At 40.5% G+C, this 16,022-nt stretch carries 12 protein-coding genes; 7 read left to right on the top strand and 5 right to left on the bottom strand.

The genetic code is table 11. The features are described 5' to 3' along the window. Nucleotides 1–60 precede the first annotated feature (60 nt). Nucleotides 61–996: an aromatic amino acid DMT transporter YddG gene (gene yddG, locus N480_RS17160; protein WP_081231938.1), complete on the top strand. Its 936-nt coding sequence runs from the start codon at nt 61–63 to the stop codon at nt 994–996. A gap of 45 nt (nt 997–1,041) precedes the next feature. After that, entirely contained in the window at nt 1,042–2,250 is a 1,209-nt protein-coding gene (locus tag N480_RS17155; RefSeq protein WP_063373672.1) for a tyrosine-type recombinase/integrase, read from the top strand. Between the two features lie 124 nt (nt 2,251–2,374). Here N480_RS17155 and N480_RS17150 read toward each other — a convergent pair whose 3' ends face one another. Next, the gene (locus tag N480_RS17150; protein WP_063373671.1) at nt 2,375–3,925 is read right to left on the bottom strand and encodes a methyl-accepting chemotaxis protein; all 1,551 of its coding nucleotides are present in this window, start codon (nt 3,923–3,925) and stop codon (nt 2,375–2,377) included. 226 nt (nt 3,926–4,151) lie between these two features. Between N480_RS17150 and hemH the strand changes: the two genes are divergently transcribed. After that, entirely contained in the window at nt 4,152–5,171 is a 1,020-nt protein-coding gene (gene hemH / locus N480_RS17145) for a ferrochelatase (RefSeq protein ID WP_063373670.1), read from the top strand. Between the two features lie 49 nt (nt 5,172–5,220). On the opposite strand, the gene N480_RS17140 is transcribed toward hemH, so the two are convergent. After that, nucleotides 5,221–6,039: an alpha/beta hydrolase gene (locus tag N480_RS17140; protein ID WP_063373669.1), complete on the bottom strand. Its 819-nt coding sequence runs from the start codon at nt 6,037–6,039 to the stop codon at nt 5,221–5,223. Between the two features lie 332 nt (nt 6,040–6,371). Here N480_RS17140 and N480_RS17135 point away from each other — a divergent pair, with 332 nt between their 5' ends. After that, nucleotides 6,372–6,728 carry a ribosome recycling factor family protein gene (locus N480_RS17135; protein ID WP_063374222.1) on the top strand — a complete coding sequence of 119 codons (357 nt, stop codon included), beginning with the start codon at nt 6,372–6,374 and terminating at the stop codon, nt 6,726–6,728. Between the two features lie 114 nt (nt 6,729–6,842). Here the strand turns inward: N480_RS17135 and N480_RS17130 are convergent, their stop codons facing one another. From N480_RS17130 to N480_RS17120, 3 genes are all read right to left on the bottom strand, one after another. Continuing rightward, nucleotides 6,843–9,407, bottom strand: a complete 2,565-nt coding sequence (locus tag N480_RS17130) for a putative bifunctional diguanylate cyclase/phosphodiesterase (RefSeq protein ID WP_063373668.1) — start codon at nt 9,405–9,407, stop codon at nt 6,843–6,845. Nucleotides 9,408–9,691: 284 nt separating this feature from the next. After that, complete coding sequence (locus tag N480_RS17125; protein ID WP_063373667.1) at nt 9,692–11,098, bottom strand: YfcC family protein; 1,407 nt, start codon at nt 11,096–11,098, stop codon at nt 9,692–9,694. Between the two features lie 121 nt (nt 11,099–11,219). Beyond that, complete coding sequence (locus N480_RS17120) at nt 11,220–12,773, bottom strand: sensor domain-containing diguanylate cyclase (protein WP_063373666.1); 1,554 nt, start codon at nt 12,771–12,773, stop codon at nt 11,220–11,222. 254 nt (nt 12,774–13,027) lie between these two features. Here N480_RS17120 and N480_RS17115 point away from each other — a divergent pair, with 254 nt between their 5' ends. The 3 genes from N480_RS17115 (at nt 13,028) to N480_RS17105 (ending at nt 15,996) form a co-directional block, all read left to right on the top strand. Beyond that, the gene (locus N480_RS17115; protein WP_063373665.1) at nt 13,028–13,225 is read left to right on the top strand and encodes a hypothetical protein; all 198 of its coding nucleotides are present in this window, start codon (nt 13,028–13,030) and stop codon (nt 13,223–13,225) included. Between the two features lie 36 nt (nt 13,226–13,261). Then, entirely contained in the window at nt 13,262–13,726 is a 465-nt protein-coding gene (locus N480_RS17110) for a nuclear transport factor 2 family protein (protein WP_063373664.1), read from the top strand. 281 nt (nt 13,727–14,007) lie between these two features. Next, on the top strand, nt 14,008–15,996 hold the full coding sequence (locus tag N480_RS17105) for a hypothetical protein (protein ID WP_063373663.1): 1,989 nt from the start codon (nt 14,008–14,010) through the stop codon (nt 15,994–15,996). Nucleotides 15,997–16,022: the final 26 nt, after the last annotated feature.

The raw sequence follows: 16,022 nt of genomic DNA, 5'->3' as shown, positions 1-16,022 counted from the left end.
AAGCCAATACATCGACAAATAAAGAATATATAATTGCAAATTTTTAGCGGAGCCTTGGAATTGCCTAGTCAGATACAATGCACAACCTATGGCGTTTTAGCCGTTCTTATTTGGAGCGCTGTTTTACATTTGGTTCGAATTGTCAGTGAAGACTTTGGCGTTGTAGGAGGTGCTGCACTTGTTTACACGTATGCGGCTATTTTTCTCGTTGCTTTTCTTGATATGCCCAATATTAAGCAGTTTTCTAAAAAGTACCTCTTAATTGGCGGTATATTGTTTGTCGCCTACGAACTATGTTTATCCTTATCGCTCGGATTCGCAAATTCTCGAGAGCAATCTACTCAAGTATTAATCGTTAACTACCTGTGGCCAGCATTCACCGTTTTAGGCGCTATTATATCTAGACAAAGCCGTGCCAACTTGCCACTACTAATACCAGGCTGCATTTTAGCTTTTGTTGGAGTGTGCTTAGTGGTATCAGATGACTTGACCTCGTTGCTGTATGGTGTTTTTGCTAGCGTGCAAAGCAATCCATTGTCGTTTACTCTCGCATTTTGTGGCGCGATTATTTGGGCAATATATTGCAACATTACGAAGTCAATTTCAGGCGGTCAGAATGCTATTACGCTATTTTTTGCTTTTACGGCTTTAACATTATGGGGAAAATGGTACCTCTTAGATGCAGGGTTCAATACTAATTTTACGTTTACGAGCATCTTTGTACTTGTTCTTGCAGGCGGGGGAATGGCATTAGGATATGGGCTTTGGAATAAAGCAATCATTAGTGGCAATATGATTGTTCTAGCAGCGATCTCTTACTTTACCCCCGTTTTCTCAGGCATATTCGGTACAGTTATTTTAAATATCGAATTAACAGAGAGTTTTTGGCTCGGCGTCGCGTCAGTTACCATAGGCTCGTTACTATGTTGGCATTCCACTCGACTAACTAAGCTTCCAGTTAATTCGGTACAAACTGTGCTAGACAATACTGAATAAATATACATATAATTTGTCATCTCTATTGCGCTGGACAGACAATATATGACGCCGCTAGTCGACACATTAAAACAGCTTAGGTACCTCATTGCTCATTTAGATGACGATACCTTACATAGCGAGTACCCTGCTATGTATGACTTTTTAAAAAATAGTCAACTAGGCGAAGATGTCTGCTTAAATGAGCTAAAGTTCTTATATCGCTTTTTGTATGTATATGGACGAAAGTCTGAAGCCACATTTAACCGATTTCGAAATGAAATAGAACGATTCCACCTGTGGAGCTGGCTCATTCAGCAAAAGTCTGTCTTTGAACTCAAAAGAGAAGACATTGAAGCCTATGTCGAATTTGTGGTAGAACCTGACCAAAAGTGGCAAGCAAATTCGGTGCAATGGCGATTCAAAAATGACAACGGCTTACGCCAAGTAAATCCAAATTGGCGACCGTTCGTTTATAAAGAAAATGGCGTCAGCCAACAGACTCTCGCGTCTATGTTCACCGCCCTAAACGTATTTTATAAGTTCGCGATTCTTGAAGAAAAATCTTTTGCTAATTTTGTTCCTGTCGTTAAAAAGAACTGTCCTTATTTGGTTGTTCAATCTCAAATAAAAATGCCGGATACTCTGAGCGATTTGCAGTGGGAATATGTTTTTGGCGTAACAAAAGACCTGTGTGAACAACAACCTAAACTCGAGCGCAATTTATTTACCCTTGCATGCTTGAAAGGACTCTATTTACGTATATCGGAGTTATCTGAACGACCTCAATGGTCTCCTGTAATGAGCCACTTTTGGCAAGACCAAGATGGTTTTTGGTTTTTGAGAATTATGGGAAAAGGCAATAAGTTGCGAGACGTTACACTCAGTGATGACTTCGTAGATTATCTCAAACGTTATCGTTTATCGCGAGGCTTTACTGCACTGCCCAGAGTAGACGAGCCCCACCCCATTATCCATAAATTAAGAGGACAAGGCGGGATGAACGTTAGGCAACTGAGACGTATTGTCCAAGAGAGCTTCGACCTAGCCATTACTAAGCTTAAACAAGATGGTTTCAGCGAAGAATCTGAAAGCCTTGAAGCTGCAACTAGCCACTGGCTTCGTCATACGGGCGCAACACACGATGCACAAACAAGGCCGCTTAAACACTTATCAGAGGATTTAGGCCATTCTAAAATAGCAACAACAGACCAAATCTATATACAAACAAACATTAAAGAAAGAGCTAAATCCGGCCTAAAGAGGAAGTTATAGTTCCTTCTTTTGACGATTTATTTAAAACACAACACGTTTGTTTATTCATGAGTTCCTAAACCTCTGTATGATGTGTTCTTTAAAGATCTAAAAGAAAAGGCTATACAGCCTTCTCATTATTATTTTAGCGTTTGAATCTAACCACTAGTTCATGCATGTCTTTAGCAACGCGGGTTAACTCTTCACTTATCATCTGGCTCTCTTGAGAGCTATTTACACTGGTATTTGCAAGTGCGGCAATATTGACAACCTGTTTGTTGATATCTTCAGATACCGTCGCTTGCTCCTCAACAGCTGCAGATATCTGCATAGAGTTAACGCTCATCGTTTCAATCAACGCGTAAATATGCTCAATTTTTTGCGTTGACTCGTTTAGTTTCTCAATACCTACTTGAGATTCTGTTTCACCACGCTGCGCAATTACCTCTGACTCTTGTGTGCTTTGAGTCAATTCATCAATGATGGCGTGGATTTCTTTTGTCGACTCCTGTGTTCTCTGAGCCAGATGCCTCACTTCATCAGCAACAACCGCAAAACCACGACCTTGTTCTCCAGCTCGGGCGGCTTCTATCGCTGCGTTTAACGCCAACAGATTAGTTTGTTCGGCAATTTGTTCAATAATTTGAGCTGCGTCTGCAATTTTATTGGTTTGTCTAGCAACACCCAATACAGAGTCTTTAATATCAACAACCGTTGCACCTAAGTTTGCAATTGATGCTTTAGTTTCTTCAGAGCTTTTAGCCCCTTCTTTAGCAAGTGCTAAAGCATCTGTGGCATCTGAAGAAGTTGATTGTACATTTTGCGAAACTTCTTGAATGGTTGTTGCCATTTCATTCATTGCCGTTGCAACAAGTTCAGTCTCTTGTTGTTGCTGTGTCAGCTGCTCAGTCGTTGAACGACTCATACCTGTAGTCTGCTCAGCACCAGCTGTCACTTGCTTCGACGCATGTTCTATACGTGTAATTACTGTATCTAAATGTGCGTGTTCACTCAGCAACTTAACATGTAATTCGGCCATTTTACCTTGCCAAGGAGAATAAACCTTTTGTGAGATGTCATCACAGAAGCTATGTTTTAAAACTTCATTAATTCTCTCTAGCTGTTCATTATCTCTGTAACGGTTATAACCAAAAATGGCCATACTATTTAACATTAGCCATGAAAAAGCGCCAGTTTCATAACCAGAGAAAAATAAACCCAATGCAGTAGCAAATGCAGCAAGAGGCCAAACTGTTCTTAGCTTTGGAAGTTCAAACTTGGACTTTCCGCCAGTGCGGACCGTTTTATAAAGCGCATCCGCACGCTCTATATCTTCTCGATTAGGGCATGTTCTAACAGATTCATAACCTATAACCTGACCATTTTCTGTCATCGGCGTAACATAGGCATTAACCCAATAAAAATCTCCGTTCTTACAACGGTTTTTGACCATACCCATCCATGGCTTACCCGCCTTAAGCTGGGACCACATTGTTTGAAAGGCCAATTCAGGCATGTCAGGGTGTCTTACAAGGTTATGTGGTTGGCCAATGAGTTCTTCTTTTGAATAGCCACTCACATTTATAAAATGCTCATTACAGTCGGTAATAATACCTCTAAGATCAGTAACTGAAATGAGTTTATCTTGTTTTGCAAATCGCTGTTCACGACTTGTAACGGGTTGATTAACTCGCATTTAACTTAAAACTCTCTGCAAATTATATTAATACTCGACGCTGGACTATGGAACATACGTCTTATGCGACAATTAGGCAACAAATTTCCACCAAATTACTAAGATTTTAGGCATTTTGAACATATTTACGAATAATATGTCCGAAATCAGATCTAAAAATCGTTTTTTCACGTATGCTCTTTACTGTAAAATATTAAAGTTATAATAAGCCACCAAGGAGTGCTAAGTGTCCAGATTTTCAGCAATTACAGACAACCCTCATGAAAATCGCTTCAATAATAAAGTTGGAATATTAGTCACTAATTTAGGTAGTCCTGATGCTGCTACTACACCCGCACTAAGAACATATTTAAGAGAGTTTCTTTCTGACCCCCGAATCGTGGAAATTCCAAGAGTCGTTTGGATGATAATCCTACACGGCATAATACTGAGGGTCAGGCCGAGTAAATCAGCAGAAGCTTATAAAAGTATTTGGACTGAGCAAGGGTCTCCTTTAATCAATATCACAAAGAATCAATGTGAAAAGTTGACGCACCTACTTAAAGATAAAGGGCATGACAATGTTGAGGTTGTCATGGCAATGCGATACGGGAACCCTTCAATTGAAGCGGGTCTAGAGCAGTTACGCGAAAAAGGTATCACTAATATAGTGGTACTGCCTCTTTATCCTCAATACTCAAGTGCGACTACGGGCTCAACATTTGATGCTGTTTCACGCGTCTTAACAAAGTGGCGCTGGGTTCCTCAACTGCACTTTTTAAATGGTTACCATGATCAGCCCAAGTACATTGAGTCTTTATCTAATTCAGTAAAAGAATACCTAGAAAACAACCCAATGCCAGAGAAGATCCTTTTTTCATATCATGGTACTCCCAAACAATTTTTATTAAATGGTGACCCATATCACTGCTTTTGCCATTTAACCACTAATGCCGTGATTGAACACCTTGGGCTAGATAAAGATAAGGTAATAACAACCTTTCAAAGCCGTTTTGGCAAAGCGGAATGGTTAAAGCCTTACACAGATTTTACGCTCAAAGACCTTGCCAAAAATGGTACTAAGCACATCGCAATATTAAGCCCTGCTTTTAGCGCTGATTGCTTAGAAACATTAGAAGAGCTAGAGGAAGAAAACAAAGAATACTTCATTGAAGCAGGCGGAGAGCGTTATGACTACATTCCAGCTCTTAATGACAGAGACGACCACATAGAAGCGTTTTATGAGATATTAAAGCCTCATCTATAATATAAAAAGCCACCAGCAACGGTGGCTTTAATTCTTCAAGCCCCTGAAATCAGCTTTCTATGTCATCATTTTGACTTCGCTGTAATAACTCGTTAATTCTGTCGACATACTCTTGGGGGTAATCAATCATTGCAGCTACGTGTTTGCCCTTCACTTCCCATAACTTTTTGTCACTACGTGCTCTGGCGTAAAGAGTTTTAGCCATACTAAATGGTACTACCTTGTCTTGCGAACTATGCACAATTAACAAGGGTTTTTGAAGGTCTGCTATTAACTCTTCTGAAACATAAGGTTCTGAAAATATTGCCCTGACAAAGGGTTTCGCTAGCAAGGGGGAAGAATAAGCGGCCTCATCACTGAAAGAAGTAAACGTCCCTTCCGTGATTAATCCATCAACCAGATCTGGGTGTTTATGAGTAACATAAATTGCAAGCTGTCCGCCATACGATTGGCCTAAAACCAAAATCGGTAAACCTTTTACGTCAAGCCTATCAGACAGGTAGGTTAAAGCACGACTAGCATCTTGAGCAACTAAAGAGTGACTTGCCTCCCCTTCTGATTTTCCAAAGCCTCGATATTCCATCATAAAAACCTGATATCCGTTCTCAATAAGGGGCTTAATAACTTTATGCCAATTGACGACTTTTGACCCGCTGCCTTGAAACACAAAAATAGTCGCTTTGGGCTTATGGGGTGGTTTAAACAAAAAGTGATTGATAGTATTTCCGTCAGAGGAAGTTAATTGAGTGGTTTCAACAATACCCTCTATTGAATCGTCAGGCCTTTCATCTATTGGGAAGAACACCCCGCTGAATGAACAACCAGAAATCAGTAATACAACAAATAAACATATATATTTCTTGCACATAAAACCTATCGCCTCTCGTCTTCATAGCCTCCCAGTGGAAGGTTGAAAGTTTTTTCAAGTAAAAAAGAAGGAGCTTAACCAAGCCTGCTGATCTCTGAAAGCCTACTTTTGGCAGTTTTTAATTCAATTTTGACCTCAGCTACCAAATTACTATCGTAAAACACATTTGCTGAAATTGTCATTGGTTTTGTAAGGCCCGACATAGCTGTTCTCTTTTTCGTTTTATACTGTAAGTATTGGTGTGGCTTAGCCCAATAAACATGTCTAACCACTCAAAGCACAAATTAAATAACTTTGTTACAATGGTTATTCCATTTTCCACTAGCGTAAGTATGTTTGATATTCAATTAAATAGTTTTGTTCGTCGCGTTGAGAAAAAAGATGAATTAAAAGCGTTGATAAAATCGTCAGGAGCTAAATTAAACCGAAAAGGCCGCTCTCGACATTGGCGCTTACAAGGTAATTGGCAACAATTTGAGATCATCATTCAGCATGCTCATATAAAGGAAGAGCCTAGCTGGCAATGGGTAATCGAAAAATTAAACGGTTATAAACCTAAACCGCAAATGGATGAGTTAGTTTCAATAGTGAAGCGCAACCCTGCAATCACACTTCAAAAGTTGATTGCACAAACTGACTGTACATTAATAGAAGCAAGAAAAGCTTTTGATATAGCAGCGTGGGAATAGTCGCCTAGTTAAATATGCGCTGATATCCATAGTTGGCTTAAGTATCAACGACTCTGACCCCTTTGATTTTAATCATGACACAAGCCACTTAACTGGTAACTTGTGTCATGTTCCTTATACCCGAGTCTGCTTTGCAGCTGCAAAGCTCACGTGTTCCTCCTGTTGAGCATTGAACTCCTCAAGTAACTTGACACATGCGTTCAAAGGTCTTGCTGGGCTGTAGTAGTAACCTTGTATATGATCACACCCTAACTCAGCTAGCATCTTCAATTGTACTTGTGACTCTACCCCTTCTGCGATGACTTTAATCCCTAGTTGAGCAGCCATATTGACCAAACATGAAATCATAATTTGCTTGCTCTTATCTTGCATTAAACTATCTACAAATGATTTATCAATTTTTAGGTAGTCAACTTGGTTATCAATGATGTGGCTGAGCGATGAATACCCCGTGCAAAAGTCATCAAGCGCTATTTCAACCCCTTTGTCTCGTAAGGTTTTAAGTAGCTCCCAGGTATAACGGTTCGTCGCCATCGACTCAGTCACTTCTACGGTCACACTCTCGTAAGGAATGCCGGCTTGTTCAATCGCAGTCGATATCAAGTCAAACTGATTATTACTCACTTTAAACTCGTTAACGGACCGATTTACAGACACGCTCACCTCTGTATAGCCAAGGTCATGCATGTGTCTCAAGTCGTGACATGCGCGTTCTAACACAAATTGCCCTATCTGATGGATAAAACCAAACTCTTCAGCAATAGGTATAAATGCGCCAGGAGAAATCATGCCTTGCTGGTCATCGAACCATCTAACTAATGCTTCAAACTTTACGATCTTGCCACTGTTTTGATCTACGATTGGCTGATAGTAAACTTTGAGTAATTTTTGCTTAATCGCAGCCCTTAGTTTGTCTCTTAGTGCAATTTTGTTCAGATGCGCATTTTGAATTTCTTGATTGTGTAAAGCAACATTCCCGCGATTGTTTTTCTTGGCACTTTCAAGCGCATGGGCCGCATTTCGGATGAACTTTGCCGCGGTGACACGCTGTTTATAGTCCAATTGTGCAATGCCCGTGCTGGCACTCAACTCAATCGTTAATTCGCTAAATACATAGGGTTGCTTTAGTTTATCACTGAGCTTATTAGCAATATGTAATGCGCTCTCTACATTGGTGTTATCCAACAATATTGCAAATTCATCACCGCCATAGCGAGAGATCGTATCAAGTTTCCTTAATCCATTTTTCAATCGCTTGGCAACCGAAATAAGCACCTTATCACCAATTTCTGGCCCGTATATGTCATTGATTTCTTTAAAATGGTCAAGGCCAATAAACAGCAAAGAGCACGGATGGGATCGGCTACGACTAGCTGAGATCTTTTCTTCAACAATGTCCATGAAACAGCGTCTGTTAAGCAATGCTGTTAACGGCTCATGATTGGCATAAAACGTCAGCTGCGCTTCATTCCGTTTCCATTCAGTGATGTCTCTGAATATCGCCACATAATTGATTACTTCACCATCATCATCGCGTACGATATTCAAGGTCAATTCTTCAGGAAAAATTTGACCATTCTTGCGACGATTGTATATCTCGCCTTTCCATGTGTTTTGGGATGAAAGAGTTGCCCACATTTTTGCATAGAATTCAGCATCATGCTGTCCTGAGGACAAAACTGATGGGTTTCTGCCCAGAAGCTCAGTGTCAGAGTAACCGGTCAAACGCTCAAATGCACGATTGACCATCACAACTCGATTTAAGTGATCTGTGATCATAATGGCTTCTGTCGCATGCTCAAAAACAACATTGGTGAGTTCAAGTTGTCGATTGAGCGAATAGATATACGTAATATCTTGTATGGTCGCGCTAAATACACGCTCATCTTCTTGTTCTTCAGAGCGCTCTACATGCCCTATTACACGAAAAAGACCTTTAAACTGGTTTCTTTCTTTATGAGAGACATTCATATCTACCTGATCGACCTGACCTGTACGTAATTTTTGCATGATTACGCGCAACGCCTTTTGATCTTTTTCGATCAAGCAATCACAAAATTGCTCAAAGCATAGTTCTTCGCAGGGATGGTTTATTAGCGCCCTCATCTCTTGACTAAAAATATGCGTATTTCTACTGATATTCCAAGACCAAGAACTGAGCCTTGCAATGCGCTCACCTTTGGCCAATTGCTTTACCAAAATTTCTTGCGCTGCAAGTTCCAAATTATGATTTAACTCTGCCCCAACTAATAAACTGAGTTCTCTAAACCAATGCTTATCGTCGCTCGAAATCTCAATTTGCTCATCAAAAAGACAAACCATGATGCCTATAGGGGTATGATCTAAAGCTCTGAGAGTAACGCCTAAGTAACCATCAATATCAAAAATCTTGAGAATTTCGTCTTCAGCATACATTTGTTGTAGATTGCAGCTGATAGAACATACACTCTGGCTGTCTTTGGCGTCTTTACATGGCGTACCTTCTAGGTCGTAGATGATGTAATTCGATTTTACGCCATCTACTGCGTACGCAACCGTTTTAACTCTCGTATCTGAGTCTATAAACTTACCTATTAAACAATGAGCTGGCTGAAACTTTTCATATATCAAGTTCAGCGCCAATTCGTAACGAGCTTCGCTACTTGGTAAATTGTAAAAAGTACTGAATGATAGCTTCATCGTTTAACAATCTTTTAATAATTATAGTTATTACTATGAACGGGAAATAATATAAATTGCAATATTAGTTTTATTGCCGAATATAAATATGAAGGTAGATCAATAAAATATCAATAAGTAATAGCAAATATATAGATGGCATAAGCTATGCGTGTAGAGCATGTACCCGTGACTTTATTTAAATATAATCACTAATGGCACATTGAAAGGCGGGTTGCTATGATTATGTTTTAAATGAAAAAGCCGTCTAATCGACGGCTTTTTCATTATTCACTAGTTGTTTTTTATTCAATAATAGGTTGTACATCCAACCCATAACCAAAGCTAACCGCAAGTACTAAAACGATAGATGCAGCCAGCAATAATTTACCAATTAACGGTAAACAGAAACGGAACCAATGCGTATAAGGTACGCCAGCCATACCCAAAATACCCATCAATACTGCGTTAGTCGGGATGATCATATTTGAGAAGCCATCACCAAACTGATAAGCAAGTACTGCTACTTGACGAGGTACACCAACTAAATCTCCAACAGGAACCATCAACGGCATTGTCACGTATGCTTGGCCTGAGCCTGAAGGAATAAATGTATTCAAGAAAGTTTGGATCACTAGCATGCCTACCGCAGAAATTTCAGCAGCGACGTGTGATAAAGGTGAAGACATCCCATACACCAATGTATGCAGAATCTGGCCATCTTCAAGGATTAATGCAATACCTCTTGCAACACCAATTAGGACAGCAGTTGTAACTAACTCAGATACACCTTCAATAAAGCGCTCAGCTGTTTCGTCAGCAGATAATTTACCCAAAATTGCAATTACAACACCCCAGGCAACAAACAACCCTCCTAATTCATACAGATACCAGCCTTTTGTGGCGATACCCCAAACTGCAATACACAGTGTTACTATAAAGCTGAATAGAATAGTCTGATGGCGCTTGTTTAACTTTGGATAATTTGGTTTTGCTTGACCTTCAAGCGGACAAGGAACACCAATCATCATTGATTTGCTTGGATCTTGTGCAACCTTTTTGGCGTAGCTCCACACATGGTGAAAACCAATAAGTACAAATGGGATGAATATTGCTAAACGCAGTTCGATACCCGAATAAACTGGGATATCTGCAATTTGCTGTGCTATTAGAACTGTAAACGGGTTAAATGCTGAAACACCATATCCAATGCCATAACCTGCCACAATCATACCAACAGCGGTCATTGCATCTAGCTTCATCGCCTTACATAACGCTACCAGTATTAAAACAAAGGGAATATACTCACCCGCTGTGCCTATGGTGCTCGATGCCAACGCAAAGCAAAATACGACCATAAAAATAAGTCGCTGCGGCTTAGTACCGTGCTTTTCTAGCATTCGGCCAATGAGCGCATCAACAGTACCTGTTGCTCGCGCAATACTCAGCACACCACCTACAATAAGAACAAAGAAAATAACATCTTGAGCTTGGGCAAAAGCTTTAGGAATAGAAGTGAGTAAGTCCCAAGGGGTAAGGTACTCTTTTTGCTCGACTAACTGATATGTACCAGCAACAACCATTTTACGGCCGCTGTCTGTAACACTTGTCTCAAAAAATCCTTGCGGCACTACCCAAGTAGCAAGTAGCGCAACCACCATCATGCCAAGTAATAGCACGAGCGTGTGTGGCACTTTCAACTGTTGTCCCATTTACTGCTCCAAATTAATAATATTGTAGTTTGGCGCGCATATTACCCACATTTAAGACAAAGATCATTGCTTAAGCTAAAAGATTGTAAATGAAATGCGTTTTATCGCATAAAAAATACGATTAAACACTGTCAATGTAACAGCTCCTGTTCCTGCCCGTATGTTTTGCTCGGTACAGTGCTTTGTCTGCAAGCTCTATAGTTTGCTCTATCGTTGTGGTTCCACCTTGCCAATGAGATACACCAATAGATACCGTAATTTTTATACCCCGAGGCATAGTGTGCTCAAATACTTGCTTTCTGAGTCTCTCTGCGATGCACACTGCTTCACCCAACACGATGTTTGGTAAGAACATCAGAAACTCCTCCCCGCCAGCTCGACAAATAAAGTCATCCGACCTCGCTTTACACATCATTAACGCCGCTAGCTCTTTAAGCACGCAATCTCCTGCGCTGTGTCCGTATACGTCATTAATGCTTTTAAAATGATCGATATCTATTGCCAATACAGATAAGCCGACTTCGCCACGAATTGCATTTCCTAACCAATGCTCAAGAGACAAACGGTTGTGCAACGATGTGAGCTTGTCTGTTTTGCGATCAGTATCAAGTGCTTTAATAACACGCCTGACCGAGCGATTACTTTGCAACAAGGTATGTTTGAGATTTGCCGCCTCGAAGTACCAAGCAAAAATACGTGTCGCATCCGTTTGTTTACTATTAAAAGTTGCAAGCTGCTTTGCTAACAGCGTAAGCGGTTTAGCGATTTGTATACCCACGACCAATATCAATGCCAATATTAATAAAGTAAAAGGGATGCTCGAATATATGACTGTTCTGTGTGTCGCTCCAAGCTCATTAAGAATTGATGATATAGGTCTTTGACTAACAACACCCCAACCTGTCATGGGGATTGGCGCAAAACCCGCGATCATCTGAATGCCAGCACTATTTACTATTTCAGATGCACCAGTGTGCCCTTCCAAGACCTTTTCGATAACTTCATTGCCGTAAACTTTTTCACCGATTCTGTTTTCGTCAATGTGGTACAGTATTTGTGAATGACCATCGACAACATACAAATATGAACCGTCCTCATAATGGTGCCTGCCTAATAAGCGGTTTAGAATAGTTTTACCCTGTAAGTAAATACCACCAGCAACGAACCCCATGTACTCACCTTCTGAAGAGGTGATCGGATAAGTAGGGCTCACCATCAAGTTGCCTGCAGGAGACAAGAACGGGTCTAAAACAATGGGTTTTTGTTGTTTTACTTTTTGAAGTTGCGCGAAAGAAATCGATTTTCCAAGGACGTTTAAGTCAGGCTTAACAGCCACTATTTTTCCCTGAGGGTTTACGACTACCAGTGAGTCAAAACTATTTGTTTGGTTTAACAACCGCTCCAATTCTCGGTTAACCTCTGGTAGGTCATCGAGCCGCTTTGATATGTGGTACGCGCTAACATTTAATTGACTATTTACGGACTGTAAAAACAATTCAGTGACCTGCGCAAGCTTAGCTGCGTAAACCTGATTGGCGTGTAGAGTATCCTTTATGAAAGCATTTTTATGTACCTGATAACTTGCGAAAAGCGTATTAATAGATGTCAATAATACACCGCATGTTGCTAAAGCTAATATCAGCTTTTTTAAATCAACTCGAAATGCTCTTTTCATCGAGTTCTTTATTTTGACTTTCACTATAAACTGTTAAATATGTTTCCCTACGAATTGCTAAAATTCTAACTTACCAACCTTTTACGTATTTATTCTAGGTCAACTTTTTAGAATATTTCGATATCGATCTCAAACTAATCTCTTACGTTGAGTTATACGTATAACAAAGGTATAACAGAACGTTGGTTTGTTGTTCTGGTTAAAGGTAGAAATTCACTTTATAATGACCAATCAAAATTTAATGTAGGTCTGTAATGAGCAAAAAGAGTAAAACGAACCCTTTAGTAACCCACTTGACTATTGCCATCGCGGCGCTCGCGTTTTTGTGGTTGTCTACAGATGACAAGGATATCTTAGTGCTTGGGAACTCTCTGGTTTTGGTTTACATTGTCTACGCGCTCGCATCTAGATTTGCACTTAGTAAAAAGAAAAACAATCACTCTCAAAAATAGGCCAATTCTGGCAGCCAATTATATCAAGGACACACAATGAAATACTTACTGCTCCCTATGGTACTGCTTGCCGGTTGTAGCACCACCTCAACTATCAGCGAAAATACCAAGAAGCTATGTGAGGACACGCTCTATAAATATACAGAGGTCAGAGACAAAGGCACGACTAAACAGTATGTGGATCTGTTTACGGCTGATGCTACATTCAGAGTTGAGCGGCTCGGTATACAATTAAACGGCAGTAAAGAACTTGCTGATAGATTTGAATCAGCTAGGGCTAAAAACAAGTCTGTCCATTTGTTGACATCAAGCGAAGTTTACATGTCTGATGAAGGCAAATTAAGTGCGACTTCAAACTTCATTTTGTTCATGAAAGACAAAATGAAAGCCGACACCACCAAAGTGCTTTCTGGCAGATATATAGATAAGCTTGTGATATCACAAAATAAATGCAAATTTGAGAATAGAGATGTTGTCGTAGACCGTATTGATACACTTTAGTTAGCGTGGATACAAACTCGTTTTGTCGGGTTTGTATCGTTAATATAAATTTTCAAATTTATCTACTTTGGCCAATCTTACCTACAAATACCTCAAATTTGGTCTACATTCTACTATGCTATTCGCTCCTGCATTTTCAACTTGGCCGGAAGAACTTAAGATAAGTGTCGAATGCTAGCACAACGCTTTTGAAAACGAATTATCAAATAAATCACAAGGATTGAACGGGTTGTTTGGATGTAATAGCAATACAGTTTAAGTTAACCTTGTAGGCATGTGCTATGAAATTCAATAAACCATTACAATATCTTGTGTTGGGTTTAGCGCTTTTGTCATTGGCTGGCTGTTTAGACAATGACGATGATGACCCAGTTCCAACGCAACAAGATACTCAAATCACTGTAACCCCCTCTTTGGGGCTAATCAAAAATGCAAATATTCAAATACTTACGCTCAGTAACAATCAACCAGTAGCCGGTGCAACTGGCAGCACTGGCGATACCGGTAGTGCCACTATAACAGTTCCAGCAGGCACCACCGGCCCGTTTGTGGTAGAGGTTGTCCCGACCAGTGATTCTGAATATTTCGACGAAGCAAAAGCTACGTTTTTACCTCTCCCTTCGGATACGAAACTTCGCGCCGTTTTGTCAAACCTGCAAAGCCAAGTTGGTGTAACCACGCTCACAGAAATTGCTGCAAACTCGATTTTGTCGGCAAATGTCACTGATGCAAGTGCCGTGAATGCCGTCAATGAGCAAATTCGAAAAGCGTTGGCCCCAGCGCTAGAAAGTATCTTACAAGCACCACAACTCATCTCTGAGAATGTAGAAGGCTCAGTAAATAACGATCAAGGTGGCATATATGCGGTTACGCTTGCAGCTCTGGCAAAGCTAGGCGCATCTCAGGATAACCCTGCCCTGGCAATACTGAATAGCCTCAAAGCAGACTTTTTAGACAATGCGCTCGATGGCAAAGTGGGTGACAAAGCATTTCAGAACCCTATCTACAATGCTGATTCCTTTATTAGCGATTTGTCAGCTCAAATTACCACATATGCAAACAGCTTTGGCGTGGCCGACTTAGCGAGTGACATCAATAGTACCTTTCTTCTTAACGAGATTAAGAAGACCTTGGAAGGTTTAGAGGAATTTCTAGACGGACTGAACTTAGATGACTTGAACTTTGACTTCATCCCCGATGGTTTTTTACCAGATGATGACGATGATCAAGGCGATGACGACCAAGACGGTGATGACCAAGGTAATGATGATACAACTGCGACTTTGACCATTACTGGTACTACAACCACAGCAGGTATTACGACTGAACTGCCTGCTATTACAGTAAATAATGTACCCGCTCCTAATCCTGAAGATATTAATGCCATTGAGCAACAGATACAAACACAGGTTGAGTCACAGGGCATTACGGTCACTAATCTTGAGTTTGAATTAGTTAGTGCCAGCAGTGAAAAAGTAGTGGTAAGTGTCAAGTACTCCTTTTCTACTTCTGGAGTCACTGTAACGGCGGACCTAACATATACATGGACACCTGGATTCAAAGATGATGACTCATCTGACGACGACTCTTCAGGTGACGATATGCTGCCTGATGCATTAAGCGGTAAGGTATTCACACTAACCTTTAATTTATCCGAAAGTGGGTCTTCTTACACTAACGGTCAAAAAGTAATGTTTACCTTCTCTTCCTCAGGCAAGTTATTCATTGATGTAGATCCCGACGCATCAAACGGAGATGAAATTACCATTGATGACTTCGATAAAATGGGAGATGAGTATCACTATAGTGACGAAGCAAACGGATTCAAATACGTGGTCGCAGTACTAGATGGAAAATTCCATGAAGTGAATTTGTTTGCGATTGGCGGTGGTTTACTGGGTCAATTTGTAGAGCAAGCCAGTGGTGGTGAAATACCAAACCTAGAGCTGGTAACAGCGCTAGCAGGTACATATACAGTTACCGGTGAAGGTCACAGCAGAGGCACGGTGATTATTGGCCAAGACGGTACGGTTGACTTTGACTCAGGCGTCAGTTTTGCACCGAGTGATATAGTCGCAATATTTGACAGACGAAATATTACTGAAGAGCCCAGAGTGCAAATTAACTATGGTAGTGATGACAGCGGGCCATCCATTAGAATATTCTTAAACAGTGACCTAGAAACCATCAAAATGATTGTTTATAGCAATCAGAATGAAGGGGTCGAAGTAAGTGTGACTGTTCAACCTGTCACAGGTGGAGGCAGCTAACATTTGCAGCATAAAATTGGTTGGGT

It is taken from the genome of Pseudoalteromonas luteoviolacea S2607, assembly GCF_001625575.1.
In the GTDB taxonomy this organism is placed as follows: domain Bacteria; phylum Pseudomonadota; class Gammaproteobacteria; order Enterobacterales; family Alteromonadaceae; genus Pseudoalteromonas; species Pseudoalteromonas luteoviolacea_E.
The sequence above is the reverse complement of the archived record's forward strand: the minus strand, read 5'-3'. Positions and strand labels throughout refer to the sequence as shown.

What these genes read in the sequence shown, in the direction of transcription:
- N480_RS17155 (WP_063373672.1), top strand. Translation starts at nt 1,042, where the DNA reads ATGACGCCGCTAGTCGACACATTAAAACAGCTTAGGTACCTCATTGCT.
- N480_RS17150 (WP_063373671.1), bottom strand. Translation starts at nt 3,925, where the DNA reads ATGCGAGTTAATCAACCCGTTACAAGTCGTGAACAGCGATTTGCAAAA.
- N480_RS17140 (WP_063373669.1), bottom strand. Translation starts at nt 6,039, where the DNA reads ATGTGCAAGAAATATATATGTTTATTTGTTGTATTACTGATTTCTGGT.
- N480_RS17135 (WP_063374222.1), top strand. Translation starts at nt 6,372, where the DNA reads ATGTTTGATATTCAATTAAATAGTTTTGTTCGTCGCGTTGAGAAAAAA.
- N480_RS17130 (WP_063373668.1), bottom strand. Translation starts at nt 9,407, where the DNA reads ATGAAGCTATCATTCAGTACTTTTTACAATTTACCAAGTAGCGAAGCT.
- N480_RS17125 (WP_063373667.1), bottom strand. Translation starts at nt 11,098, where the DNA reads ATGGGACAACAGTTGAAAGTGCCACACACGCTCGTGCTATTACTTGGC.
- N480_RS17120 (WP_063373666.1), bottom strand. Translation starts at nt 12,773, where the DNA reads ATGAAAAGAGCATTTCGAGTTGATTTAAAAAAGCTGATATTAGCTTTA.
- N480_RS17115 (WP_063373665.1), top strand. Translation starts at nt 13,028, where the DNA reads ATGAGCAAAAAGAGTAAAACGAACCCTTTAGTAACCCACTTGACTATT.
- N480_RS17110 (WP_063373664.1), top strand. Translation starts at nt 13,262, where the DNA reads ATGAAATACTTACTGCTCCCTATGGTACTGCTTGCCGGTTGTAGCACC.
- N480_RS17105 (WP_063373663.1), top strand. Translation starts at nt 14,008, where the DNA reads ATGAAATTCAATAAACCATTACAATATCTTGTGTTGGGTTTAGCGCTT.